Source organism: Candidatus Mycobacterium methanotrophicum (assembly GCF_023515995.1).
Lineage (GTDB): Bacteria > Actinomycetota > Actinomycetes > Mycobacteriales > Mycobacteriaceae > Mycobacterium > Mycobacterium methanotrophicum.
On record NZ_CP097320.1, the window covers coordinates 2,286,350 to 2,299,007 of the forward strand.

Below are 12,658 nucleotides of genomic sequence, written 5' to 3' on the forward strand. Positions count from 1 at the left end.
CGTGTAACACATTATGAACCTTGTCTTAGGTTTTTGTGGACATTCCACAAAAAGGCACGCGATGCGACGTATTCGAGATCATCCCGCGACCTGTCGGCCGCTTGCACCGCTCTTAGACGGGGTGACCAGGTTCCTTTGCGTCGGCGGCATGACCGGCGTCACGATGTGGCTGGCGAGGCTGGACTGCTGCGCCTGGTAAGCAAGGTGGCCCACGGTGGCGGCCACCCGAAGGACGTACGCGTCGCGTGGCTGGGTGGGATCACGGCCGGTGAAGTCCGCGATACGCCGGAGTCGGTAGCGCACGGTGTTTGGATGAACGAACAACTTGCGGGCGCAGGCTTCGATCGCGCCGCCGCAGTCGAGGTAGGCGTCGAGGGTTTCGGTCAGCGTCGGGCCAGCGTCGGCCAGCGGCCGCATCACGTCGGTGTGCAATGCCGCGATGGCCGATGCGTCGCCCATCAGAGCCCGTTCGGGCAGCAGCTCGCGGGCCAGCACGGGCCGCGGCGCCCCCCGCCAGCCGGCCACGGCGTTCATCCCAGCGATGGCCTCGCTGGCGCTGTGGTAGGCCGCGGTCAGCATCGGCGCCGTCGGGCCGACCACCACCGGACCATCGGAGAACGCGTCCAGCAGTGCGTCGAAGACCTTCTCGGTCGGTGTCAACTGGCCGGACACGATCGCCACCAGCCAAGTGCCGTGCACGTCGGTGAGGGCGGCGCGACCGTGGTGGATCGCGATATCCCGAACGTCTTGGCTGGCATGGTTTTCCCGGCCCGGCGCAGGCGTTCCCACCACCACCGTCGCCGGCGCGGTGGTGTCCCAGTTCAGCGCGGACGCGCGGGACAGCAACTCGGGCCCGGTGTCGCCGCGCACCACCGCGTCCACCACGCTGGCCTCCATCCGGCTGTCCCAGCTGCCGCGGGCCTCGGCCGCATCGGCGTAGACCGTTGCGGCGCTGAAGGCCAAGTCGCGGCTGTACTTGAGGATGCCCACCGTCAGCGCGGCCAGCTGTTCGTCGGAGCGGGTCAGTAACGGGCCGACCTCTTCGAAGAACTCCATGGTGACCCGCAGCATGTCGACGGAGTGACGCAGTGCGATCCGCCGAGTCAGATCCTGTGGCATCAGCTCGAAAGCGCGGGCGGTGTAGTTGACGTCGCTGTGCGGGTCGGTCATCCACTCCACGAAGTTCACCACGGCGGTCTGCACCACCAGCGCGAGGCTGGCCCGCTGGGACGCTTCCAGCTCGGCGAAGAACGGCAACCGGTCCTGCATGACCGAGACCGCCTCGGTGGAAAACCGGCCGGAATACTGCTTCAACCGCCGCAGCAGCGACTCCGGGACGCTGTCCAGTAGCTCCAGCGTTGACCGCGACGTCGCAAACTGCTTGTCAGGCATCCCTAAAAGCTACAGCAGTTTTCTGTATGATTGCGCCAAAGACGCGCGTGCCGATGTGTGAGCGTGCGGCCGGCCGCACACTTAGCAGACGGCTAGGCGCCCGGACCAGGGTCGGAGGTCTGCGTCGGCGCGGCCTGCACATCGTCGATCCGATATTGCCGGGCAGCCGCGACCGGTACCGACGGGTCGATGTGGCCATCGCGAGCCAGCGCCTCCAGCACCGCGACGACCTGAGATTCGGCGTCGGTATTGAAGTAGCGGCGGGCGGCCGGCCGGGTGTCGGAGAAGCCGAACCCGTCAGTGCCCAGCGTGACATAGGTACCCGGGACCCACGGCCGGATCTGTTCGGGTACGGCGCGCATCCAGTCCGACACGGCGATTTTCGGTCCCGAGCGGGCCTCGGACAAAACCCGGGTGACGTAGGCCTGACCCGCCGGGCGGTCCGAGTGGCGCAGCTTCTCCTTCTCGACGGCAATGCCGTCGCGGTTCAGCTCGCTCCAGCTGGTCACCGACCACACATCCGCGGCGACGTCCCATTCGGCGGCCAGCAACTCGGCGGCGTGCAGCGCCGAGGGCATTGCCACTCCGGAAGCCAAGATGTGAGCCGCGTTGGCGCGGCTTTCCTTGGCCGCCTGATAACGGTAGATACCCCGCAGCAGGCCTTCGGGGTCGAAGTTTTCCGGTTCCGGCGGCTGCACATACGGCTCGTTGTAGATGGTGATGTAGAACATGACATTTTCGGCGTTCTCCCCGCCGAACATCCGGGCCAGCCCGCTTTCGATGATGTAGGCGATCTCGAAGGCGAACGCCGGGTCGTACGCGATCACCGCCGGATTGGTGCTCGCCAGCAGCGGCGAATGGCCGTCGGCGTGCTGCAGGCCTTCGCCCGTCAGGGTGGTGCGCCCCGCGGTGGCCCCGAGCAGGAAGCCGCGCGCCATCTGGTCGCCTCCAGCCCACAGGCCATCGCCGGTGCGCTGGAAGCCGAACATCGAATAGAAGATGTAGACCGGGATCATCGGTTCGTTGTGCGTCGAGTACGACGTGCCGGCCGCAGTGAATGACGCGACGGATCCGGCCTCGTTGATGCCCTCATGCAAGATCTGGCCGATGTCGCTTTCCTTGTACGCCAGCATCAGCTCGGCGTCGACGGCGGTGTAGAGCTGGCCGTCGCGGTTGTAGATCTTCAACGACGGGAACCACGAGTCCATGCCGAAAGTGCGTGCCTCGTCGGGGATGATCGGCACGATTCGCGGCCCAACTTCCTTGTCGCGCAACACTTCCTTGAAGGTGCGCACGATTGCCATGGTGGTGGCCACCTCCTGCTGGCCCGAACCCTTCTTCAACGCCGTGTAGGCATCACGGCCCGGAAGCGTCAGGGTCTTGGCCGTGGTGCGTCGCTCCGGGACGAAGCCACCCAGCGCGCGGCGGCGATCGAGCAGATAGCGGATCTCCGGAGCTTCCGGCCCCGGGTGGTAGTACGGGGGTAGGTAGGGATCCTCCTCTAGCTGGGCGTCGCTGATGGGGATCCGGATGGCGTCGCGAAAATCTTTGAGATCCTGCAGCGCAAGCTTTTTCATCTGGTGGGTGGCGTTGCGCCCCTGGAAGTGCGCGCCCAGCGCGTACCCCTTGATGGTCTTGGCCAGGATCACCGTCGGCTGTCCTTTGTGGTCGGCGGCGGCGCGGTAGGCGGCGTAGACCTTGCGGTAATCGTGGCCGCCGCGCTTGAGGTTCCAGATCTCCGAATCGGTCATGTGCTCGACGAGCGCCTTGGTGCGCGGGTCGCGTCCGAAGAAATGCTCCCGGACGTAGCCGCCGTCCCTGGACTTGTAGGTCTGGTAGTCGCCGTCAGGGGTAATGTTCATCAGGTTCACCAGTGCGCCGTCGCGGTCGGCGTGCAGCAGCGCGTCCCACTCGCGTCCCCAGACCACTTTGATGACGTTCCAGCCAGCCCCGCGGAAGAACGACTCCAGCTCCTGGATGATCTTGCCGTTGCCGCGTACCGGGCCGTCGAGGCGCTGCAAGTTGCAGTTGATCACGAAGGTCAAGTTGTCCAAACCCTCCAACGCACCGACGTGCAGCAATCCCCGGCTTTCCGGCTCGTCCATTTCGCCGTCGCCGAGGAATGCCCACACGTGCTGGTCGGAGGTGTCCTTGATACCGCGGTCATGCAGATAGTGGTTGAACCGGGCCTGATAGATCGCGTTCATCGGACCGAGGCCCATCGACACCGTCGGGAACTCCCAGAACCCGGGCATCAGCCGCGGGTGCGGGTAGGACGGCAGGCCGCCGCCCGGGTGGCTGTGCTCCTGACGGAAGCCGTCGAGCTGGTCGGCGGACAGGCGGCCTTCCAGGAAGGCGCGGGCGTAAATGCCGGGAGAGGCGTGGCCCTGGATGAACACCTGGTCGCCGCCACCCGGGTGTGATTTCCCGCGGAAGAAGTGGTTGAAGCCGACTTCGTAGAGCGCCGCGGATGAGGCGTAGGTCGAAATATGGCCACCCACGCCGACTCCCGGACGCTGCGCCCGGTGCACCATGATCGCGGCGTTCCATCTGATCCACGCCCGGTAGCGCCGCTCGACGTCCTCGTCGCCGGGGAACCACGGCTCCAGTTCGGTCGGGATGGTGTTGACGTAGTCGGTGGACGTCAGCGCCGGGATCGCGACCCGCTGTTCACCGGCGCGCTCGAGCAGGCGCAACATCAGATAGCGCGCCCGCGACGGCCCCGAGCGCTCTAGCAGCGCGTCGAAGGACTCCAGCCACTCGGCGGTCTCCTCCGGGTCGATGTCCGGCAGGTAGGACGCCACACCCTCGCGGATTACCCGCACCCGATCGGGTTTGCTTGCGCCGGTTGGGTTTTTCGCCAGATCGTGGCCTACGAACTCGGTAGTCAACTCAGTACTCCTTGTGTGACGGCTGGTCTGCTTTTGGCTGACCTCGCCGTCGATCGGTGTCCGGGCCCCAGTCGGGTCCCTCCTATCGTGCCGCACCGTCGACCGCGCCGCGTAGTCCCCGTCGAAGCTTTCCCATGCCGCGACCCGGTAACCTCACACGGTGTGCTGATCGGATGGCGGCGACCGCACACCTGGGCGCGGGCGACCGGCGGCGTCGCGACGATCTTGATGGCGATCGTCGGCTGTACCAGCGTCACCGACGGCACCCCGATCGCCGACACCGTGATGGCTCCGGCGTATCGGGAGTCGGTATCCGTGTCGGTCTCGGCGTCGAGCATCCGGGAGTCGCGGCGTCAGCAGTCGCTGACCACGCAGGCCGTGATCCGCGGGTGTGAGTCGTTTGCCGCCAGCAGCAAAGACGCCGTCGACAAGGTGAACGACTTCGTCGAGGCGTACAACCAGGGCCGCGACACCACACCCGCCGAAGGTCCGGCCATCGACACCCTCAACCACAGCGCCGATCTGGTCACAGGCAACAGCGGTGGTCCGCTGTCCGCCGACCTGCAGCATGCGCTGAACGCCTATGCCGATGCGGCACGCGACCTGGCGAACACCATCCGGTCGCATGGCGGGATGGACGCGTTCAATCAGCGCGTCAATCAGTTCAACGACACCAAAACCGAAGCCGTCAAGCAGTGCCGAGCGGCCATATGAGTTGCTGGATGTGCAAGGCTACGTGCTGTGCAACGATGAATGCCGTCGCGCGGCGCGTTGGCGCTCGACAGGCTTGGAACAGACCGGCTTGAGGCTGAAAGGGAGGATCGCACGGTGGTCGCGGCGGATGACGCCCCGAGCTATGCCCGCAAACTGGGCATTCAAAAGGGGCAAGTTGTCCAGGAGTGGGGTTGGGACGAGGACACCGACGACGATATCCGCGGCGACGTGGAGGACGCCTGCGGTGGCGAGTTGCTCGACGAAGACACCGACGAAGTCATCGACGTCGTACTGCTGTGGTGGCGTGACGGCGACGGCGACCTGGTCGACACCTTGATGGACGCGATCGCGCCGCTGGCCGACGACGGCGTGATCTGGGTGCTTACGCCCAAGACCGGCCGGCCTGGTCACGTGCTACCTGCCGAGATCGCAGAGGCCGCCCCTACAGCCGGGCTGATGCCGACGTCGTCGGTCAACCTGGGGGACTGGAGCGCGAGCCGGTTGATGCAGCCGAAGTCGCGTGCCGGGCGCCGTTGATGCTGACAGTCGGTTCTAGGGCACCCGACTTCACGCTGCGCGATCAGAACCGGCAGTTGGTCACCCTCAGCGAATACCGCGGCGCGAAAAACGTGCTGCTGGTGTTCTTCCCGCTTGCCTTCACCGGAATCTGCGAGGGCGAGCTCGGTCAGCTGCGTGATCACCTGCCGGACTTCCAGAACGACGACAGTGTGGCGCTGACCATTTCGGTGGGGCCGCCGCCCACTCACAAGGTGTGGGCCGCAGAGAGCGGTTTCCTGTTCCCGGTGCTCTCGGACTTCTGGCCGCACGGCGCGGTCAGCCAGGCCTACGGTGTGTTCAACGACGACGCCGGCTACGCCAACCGCGGTACCTTCGTCGTCGACCGGTCGGGGACGATTCGGTTCGCCGAGGTGAAGCAGCCCGGCGAAGTCCGCGATCAGCGACTTTGGACAGACGCGCTGGCGGCGCTGAAGGACTGATTTTGCGCGAGCGTGCGCGTCTGTACGCCGACACGCCGACTGGCGCGTACAACGACGCACGCTCGCTGCGGGGCTTGTGGGCGTTTTGGGCGCCGAGTGGTCGGGGCGGTATCTTTGCGCCGCACGGGCGCGTAGCTCAGTGGTAGAGCTCTGGTTTTACACACCAGCGGTCGGCGGTTCGATACCGTCCGCGCCCACCGGAAGTCATGGCCGATGACGCCTGCTAAAGGCGGAGTGCCCGGGCCGTCGCGGTGGCCACTTCGCCTCGCAGATCCGTGATCGGTGGACTACCTCGCAGATGGATTGAGTTCGCGAGCAGAATTACGTAGGTATCTGAGGCTGGGTCCAGCCAAAGCGACGTCCCGGTAAAGCCGGTGGCGCCGAAGCTGCCGATGGGAAAGACCATGCCCCGCACGGAAAAGACAGTATCGATATCCCAGCCAAAGCCGAACAGGTTTTGTCCGTTGATCGCCGGATAGCGCGGAGCGAGCAGCGGATCAGTTGTGTTGGGTGTCTTCGCGATAGCTTCTCGGGCGGCATCGTTGGCTGCCTCGACTTGCCCAGCCGAATGTCCGGGCTGTTCAGGAGTTGTCATCAACTCAAGCGTCGCTTGCTTGAGCGGAAACTTGCTCGGGCGTCCGGCAAGCCGATCGAGCAGGGCCTGCGCATAGATTCTGACGTCGCCCGCCGTCGAGAACACACCGGCATGCCCGGCCACCCCACCCATGCGGCGCGCCGTCGGATCATGCACAGTGCCCCGAAGCAGGTAATCGTAGTCGGGATTCCTGCTCGGACCGGCGTTGGTTTGGTCGTCAATTGCGGTCGGTGCGATGCGCGGCAACAGGCTGGTGCTCCAGGTGTCTGCAGGACAGGCGACCAGCTCGCTTGGCTGGGGAGACCAGGCGATCGCAGCTCCTCTGATCGTGTGTGGGCCACATGCTTTGACCGGCGGAAGGTAGCGGGTTTCCGTCATGCCAAGCGGCGCAAAGACATTCTGCTGAACATAAACGTCTTCTGCCTCGCCGGTGACTTCCTCGATCAGCGCGCCAAGCAGAATGAAGTTGATGTCGGAGTAGCGGAAAACTTCACCGGGACCCGATTGCAGCGGCGTGGTAAGCGCACGATGAATGCCCCCTGTTTTATCGGCGCCATCAAGTCCCCACGGATCTTGCAGGTTTAGGTCTTCCGTTTCGCCTGAAGTGTGCGTAAGCACCATGCGAACCGTCACTTGTGCACGCTGTGGATCGTTCGCCGTGTTGAAGTCAGGCAAATATTTCTGCACGGGATCGTCGAACGCAACCTTGCCTTGTTCGTAAAGCTGCATGACGGCAGTCGCCGTTGCCAGAGGCTTCGTCAACGACGCCAGGTCGAAGATCGTGTCCTCGGTCATGGGCTCCGCGGGTCCGGGCGATCCATCTAGCCCCGGTTCGCCGGCAAGCTTGCGTGAGCCAAAAGCCTGGTGGAAGACGATCTGGCCGGCGTGCCCGATCACAACCACACCACCGGGCAACCGCTGTGCCGCAATCGCATCGTTCATCAGCTTGGAGACCGTCGCGAAGTCAGCTGTGGGAGCCGCAGCCGGCGCCTGCGTGACCTGCGCGTGTGGGGGAGCCGCAGCCGGCCCCTGCGCGACCTGCGCGTGTGGGGGAGCCGCAGCCGGCCCCTGCGCGGCCCGCGCGCTTTCGCTTACCGCTGTGTGCGCTGCATAGCCACGTGAGCAAGCTGCAGCCAGTACAAGCAAGGCAGTTCCAGCAGCCAGGGCCTTTCGCGCAGATGGCCTACCGAACATTGGACCGCTCCGGGTTCGACGCCAGCTTCATCTTTCAGACACCTACGGCCCAGGCTATGTCACCGGTGCGATCCGCGGTCATGATCTGGAAAACGGCGACTTCTACCGGTAGCCCTGCATACTCCGTCGTATTGCTGGACCGTGCGGCGGGAGTGGGAGGCGTCGGTCTGTCACCGCGGTTGGTCGAGGTAGCGGCGCGCGCCCCAGTAGTTTTCGTCCAGCCGAACCGGGGTGACGCGCACTGCTGTCCCCGCGTTGAATGCCTCGATCATCTCGCCATTCCCGGAATACATGGCCACGTGGTAGATCGCCCCGGGATTGTCGTCCCTGCTGCCGTGCGAATAGAAAAGCAGATCGCCGGGCTGGAACTCGGATTCGTCGACGCGGCTGCCCTTGCTGTCGGCGGCCTGCGGGCCGGCATCGCGGGGGAGGGTGATGCCGTAAACCTGATAGACGGTGGAGGTGAAACCGGAGCAGTCGAACCCGAACCCGGCACGGCCGCCCCATAGGTAGGGGACGCCCACGAACACGGCGGCGAATCGGGCCAGCTCGGCGCCCGTGGGATGCGGTATGTCCGTGGGTTTTTCGTAGACCGCCACCGTTCGGGCATCCAGCCACCTCTGGCCGCGACCAGGAGTGGCCACCAAAACCGCCTTGTCGGCGCGGCTCAGGACCGGAAGCCTGCTGTTCGTACTGATCTCGAGGTCGCGATCGGAGAGTCCGGAATCGCGATACAACCACGTGGTGACACCGCGGTCGGCGAGCGCGAGGGGCGCGGACTTCTTCAATTCGCCAAAGGCCGGGTCGGTCGTCAACTGGGCCTTGGGAATCCAGCCGGGATAACCCAGGGCATTGGCCGGTGCGGGCTGGCCGGGGACCACTACCTGGTCCCAGTCGCCCTGCTCCCGGACCACGGAGACGCGGTCGCCGAAGAGGGCCTGCGTCTGGGTGAGATTGTCCGAGCTGAGCGTTTCCTGCTGCTCCGGGGTCATATCCGATAGCCAGCCGCGAATATCGACGGGATTTGTCAGGGCGGGATGATCGACCGGACGCGGGCTCTGCGGCGTGCTCCACACCGTGGCCACCGAAACGGTGACGTAGGCGCTAGACCCCGACGACGGGGCGCGGTCGACCTGCGGGGAGCCGTCGACATGCGCAGCGGTTGCGCATGCCGCCACCAGCCCGCTGGACAAGACACCGGCAAGCACTTTTCGGGTGATGCGCCCGGTTGCTGGTCTGGTCATAACCACCGCGAGTATCCCACCACGGCAATGCCGACACGGGGTTTACGGGGCGACCCGAGGTCACGGCAATTCCCGCGCACTTTTTCGCAGTAGGTTCACGTTGGGCGCAGGGGGCAGGCTTAGGCGACGACAGAGCCCACGTGGGAAGATGGGACTCGTGTTGCGATGGACCACTGCTGGGGAATCCCACGGCCGCGCGTTGGTGGCCGTGCTGGAGGGCATGGTCGCCGGGGTCAGCCTGACGTCGGAAGACATCGCCGACCAGCTGGCCCGCCGCCGGCTCGGCTACGGCCGCGGCGCCCGGATGAAATTCGAACGCGACCAGGTCACCATGCTGGCCGGCGTCCGGCACGGCATGACCTTGGGTGGTCCGATCGCCATCGAGATCGGCAACACCGAATGGCCGAAGTGGGAAACGGTGATGGCCCCGGATCCCGTGGACCAAGGGCAACTAGACGAGGAAGGCGGGGCGCGCAACGCCCCGCTGACCCGGCCGCGGCCCGGCCACGCCGACTACGCCGGCATGCTCAAGTACGGCTTCGACGACGCCCGCCCGGTGCTCGAGCGGGCCAGCGCCCGCGAGACCGCCGCGCGGGTGGCCGCCGGGACCGTCGCCCGGCAGTTCCTGCGGCAAGCCCTGGGTGTCGAAGTGCTGTCCCACGTCATCTCGATCGGCGAATCGGAGCCCTACGACGGTCCGCCGCCGCAGGCCGGCGACCTCGACGCGATCGACGACAGCCCGGTGCGCGCCTTCGACAAGTCGGCCGAGAAAGCCATGATCACCGAGATCGAAGCCGCCAAGCGCGACGGCGACACCCTCGGTGGTGTGGTGGAGGCCGTCGCGATGGGCCTACCCGTCGGACTCGGATCCTTCACCAGCGGCGACAACCGGCTCGACAGCCAGCTCGCCGCCGCGGTGATGGGCATCCAGGCGATCAAGGGCGTCGAGATCGGCGACGGGTTCACCACCGCGCGCCGGCGCGGCAGCCGCGCCCACGACGAGATGTATCCCGGACCCGACGGCGTCGTCCGCTCGACCAACCGGGCCGGCGGCCTGGAAGGCGGCATGACCAACGGCGAGCCGCTGCGGGTACGCGCGGCGATGAAGCCGATCTCGACCGTGCCGCGCGCGCTGGCCACCGTCGACATGGCGACCGGTGACGAGGCTGTCGCGATCAACCAGCGCTCCGACGTGTGTGCGGTACCGGCCGCCGGCGTGGTGGTCGAAACGATGGTTGCGCTGGTGTTGGCCCGCGCGGCGCTGGAGAAATTCGGCGGCGACTCGCTGGCCGAGACCCGCCGCAACCTCGAGGCCTATCTGCTTTCGGTGGGCGCGCGCGAACCGGCCGCTGAAATCCGGGTGCCAGGGTAAAGCGATGGCGCCCAAGGCCGTACTGGTCGGACTCCCCGGATCGGGTAAGTCCACGGTCGGCCGACGGCTGGCCAAGGCGCTCGACGTCGCAATGCTCGACACCGACGCGGCGATCGAACAGCAGACCGGACGCCGCATCCCCGACATCTTCGCCGCCGACGGCGAGAAGGAATTCCGTCGCATCGAGGAAGAGGTGGTGCGCGCAGCGCTGGCCGAGCATGACGGTGTGCTCTCGCTGGGCGGCGGCGCGGTCACCAGCCCCGGGGTACGCGCCGCGCTGGGCGGTCACACCGTGGTGTTCTTGGAGATCAGCGCCGCCGAAGGGGTGCGGCGCACCGGCGGCAACACCGTGCGGCCGCTGCTGGCGGCGAAAGACGAGGCCGAGAAGTACTCGAAATTTAAAGCGTTGATGTCGCAGCGCGTCCCGCTGTACAGCCAAGTCGCCACCATCCGGGTCAACACCAACCGTCGCAATCCCGGCGCCGTCGTGCGTTACATCGTGTCGCGCCTGCAAGATCCGCAAGGCTGCGGTCCCGGGCGTGGCCGCCGCCGGCCGCCGTGGCGCCGCACGCCGAGGTCGCTGACCCCAACCGCACCCGAGTGCCCAGCCGGGCCGCCGCCTACTCCCGCCACGCCGGCGGCGCTGGCCGCAGCCCGCCGTCGCGCCGAGGCAGGCGAATGATCCACCCCGATACACCGGTCACCGTGCAGGTGGCCGTCGACCCGCCCTACCCGGTGGTCATCGGCACCGGCCTGCTAGGTGAACTCGACCGGCTGCTGGCCGGGCGCAACCGCGTCGCGATCCTGCATCAGCCGGTGCTGGCACAGACCGCCGAAGACATCCGAACCCGCTTGGCGGACAACGGTATCGACGCGCATCGCATCGAAATCCCCGACGCCGAAGCCGGCAAGGATCTGCCCGTCGTCGGGTTCGTCTGGGCAGTGCTGGGCCGCATCGGCGTTGGCCGCAAGGACGCGCTGGTCAGCATCGGCGGCGGGGCCGCCACCGACGTCGCCGGATTCGCGGCGGCTACCTGGCTGCGGGGGGTGTCGATCGTGCACCTGCCCACCACCCTGCTCGCGATGGTCGACGCGGCTGTCGGCGGCAAGACCGGCATCAACACCGAGGCCGGTAAAAACCTGGTCGGCGCGTTTCACCAGCCGATCGGGGTGCTGGCCGACCTGGCTGCCCTGCAGTCGTTGCCGCGCAACGAAATTGCGGCTGGCATGGCCGAAGTCGTCAAGGCCGGTTTCATCGCCGACCCGGTGATCCTCGATCGGATCGAGGCCGATCCGCAGGCGGCTTTGGACTCGGCGGGTGACGTGCTGCCGGAGCTGATCCGGCGGGCAGTCACCGTCAAGGCCGAGGTCGTCGCCGCCGACGAGAAGGAATCGCAGCTACGCGAAATCCTCAACTACGGCCACACCTTGGCCCACGCGATCGAACGCCGGGAACGCTACCAATGGCGCCACGGTGCAGCGGTTTCGGTGGGCTTGGTGTTCGCCGCCGAACTGGGCCGGCTGGCCGGGCGGCTCGACGACGCCACCGCCGACCGCCACCGCAGCATCCTGGCTTCGCTGGGTTTGCCGGTCGGCTACGACGCGGACGCCTTACCGGAACTTTTGGAGCACATGTCCGGCGACAAGAAAACCCGGTCCGGGGTGCTGCGTTTCGTGGTGCTCGACGGGCTGGCCAAGCCGGGCCGGTTGGAGGGACCGGACCCGGCGCTGCTGGCGGCGGCCTACGCGGAGGTCGCCATCCAATGACGCCGGCGACGATGCAGAGCGAAGCGATGCGCAGGAGCGGCGCATGACGCAGGTCAATGTCATCAACGGGCCCAACCTCGGCCGACTGGGACGGCGGGAACCCGAGGTCTACGGCGACACCACCCACGCCGACCTGGTCGCGATGATCGAACGCGAAGCGGCCGAGCTAGGGCTGAAAGTCGTTGTGCGGCAAAGCGACAGCGAGGCTGCGCTGTTGGACTGGATTCATCTGGCCGCCGACGGAGGAGAACCCGTGATCCTCAACGCCGGCGGGCTGACGCACACATCGGTGGCGCTGCGAGATGCCTGCACCGAGCTGAGCGCGCCGCTGATCGAGGTGCACATCTCCAACGTGTATGCGCGCGAAGAGTTTCGGCGCCACTCGTATTTGAGCGCCATCGCGACGGGGGTGATCGCCGGACTCGGCGTGCAGGGCTACCTGCTGGCGCTGCGTTACCTGGCCAGCGTCTGGCGCTAGTCTTCGTCCTCGG

Annotated in this window: 11 protein-coding genes and 1 tRNA gene; 8 read left to right on the plus strand and 4 right to left on the minus strand. The window is 66.6% G+C overall.

Annotated features, from left to right (window positions below):
- Positions 1–78: 78 nt before the first annotated feature.
- Both M5I08_RS12060 and aceE read right to left on the minus strand, forming a co-directional pair.
- The gene (locus M5I08_RS12060) at positions 79–1,392 is read right to left on the minus strand and encodes a PucR family transcriptional regulator (protein ID WP_219065865.1); all 1,314 of its coding nucleotides are present in this window, start codon (positions 1,390–1,392) and stop codon (positions 79–81) included.
- 92 nt (positions 1,393–1,484) lie between these two features.
- Complete coding sequence (gene aceE / locus M5I08_RS12065; protein ID WP_219065866.1) at positions 1,485–4,283, minus strand: pyruvate dehydrogenase (acetyl-transferring), homodimeric type; 2,799 nt, start codon at positions 4,281–4,283, stop codon at positions 1,485–1,487.
- A gap of 162 nt (positions 4,284–4,445) precedes the next feature.
- Between aceE and M5I08_RS12070 the strand changes: the two genes are divergently transcribed.
- The 4 genes from M5I08_RS12070 (at position 4,446) to M5I08_RS12085 (ending at position 6,192) form a co-directional block, all read left to right on the plus strand.
- Positions 4,446–4,997, plus strand: coding sequence for an Rv2240c family protein (locus tag M5I08_RS12070; RefSeq protein WP_219065868.1), 552 nt, complete (start codon positions 4,446–4,448; stop codon positions 4,995–4,997).
- 114 nt (positions 4,998–5,111) lie between these two features.
- On the plus strand, positions 5,112–5,534 hold the full coding sequence (locus tag M5I08_RS12075; protein ID WP_219065870.1) for a DUF3052 domain-containing protein: 423 nt from the start codon (positions 5,112–5,114) through the stop codon (positions 5,532–5,534).
- Positions 5,534–5,995 (plus strand): peroxiredoxin, encoded by a 462-nt coding sequence (locus tag M5I08_RS12080; protein WP_219065929.1) that lies wholly within the window; start codon positions 5,534–5,536, stop codon positions 5,993–5,995. Before M5I08_RS12075 ends, M5I08_RS12080 begins: the two co-directional genes overlap by 1 nt.
- Positions 5,996–6,120: 125 nt before the next feature.
- Positions 6,121–6,192, plus strand: a tRNA-Val gene (locus tag M5I08_RS12085).
- Positions 6,193–6,218: 26 nt separating this feature from the next.
- Here the strand turns inward: M5I08_RS12085 and M5I08_RS12090 are convergent.
- Both M5I08_RS12090 and M5I08_RS12095 read right to left on the minus strand, forming a co-directional pair.
- Positions 6,219–7,784 carry a serine hydrolase domain-containing protein gene (locus tag M5I08_RS12090; protein ID WP_219065871.1) on the minus strand — a complete coding sequence of 522 codons (1,566 nt, stop codon included), beginning with the start codon at positions 7,782–7,784 and terminating at the stop codon, positions 6,219–6,221.
- 170 nt (positions 7,785–7,954) lie between these two features.
- A complete protein-coding gene (locus M5I08_RS12095; protein WP_219065872.1) occupies positions 7,955–9,028 on the minus strand; it encodes a C40 family peptidase in 1,074 nt (357 codons plus the stop codon).
- 157 nt (positions 9,029–9,185) lie between these two features.
- Between M5I08_RS12095 and aroC the strand changes: the two genes are divergently transcribed.
- The 4 genes from aroC to aroQ are packed head-to-tail and all read left to right on the plus strand — an operon-like array spanning position 9,186 to position 12,645.
- Positions 9,186–10,400: a chorismate synthase gene (gene aroC, locus M5I08_RS12100; RefSeq protein ID WP_219065874.1), complete on the plus strand. Its 1,215-nt coding sequence runs from the start codon at positions 9,186–9,188 to the stop codon at positions 10,398–10,400.
- Between the two features lie 4 nt (positions 10,401–10,404).
- Entirely contained in the window at positions 10,405–11,082 is a 678-nt protein-coding gene (locus M5I08_RS12105) for a shikimate kinase (RefSeq protein ID WP_219065875.1), read from the plus strand.
- Entirely contained in the window at positions 11,079–12,167 is a 1,089-nt protein-coding gene (aroB, locus tag M5I08_RS12110; protein ID WP_219065876.1) for a 3-dehydroquinate synthase, read from the plus strand. Before M5I08_RS12105 ends, aroB begins: the two co-directional genes overlap by 4 nt.
- A gap of 43 nt (positions 12,168–12,210) precedes the next feature.
- A complete protein-coding gene (gene aroQ, locus M5I08_RS12115; protein WP_219065878.1) occupies positions 12,211–12,645 on the plus strand; it encodes a type II 3-dehydroquinate dehydratase in 435 nt (144 codons plus the stop codon).
- Positions 12,646–12,658 lie beyond the last annotated feature (13 nt).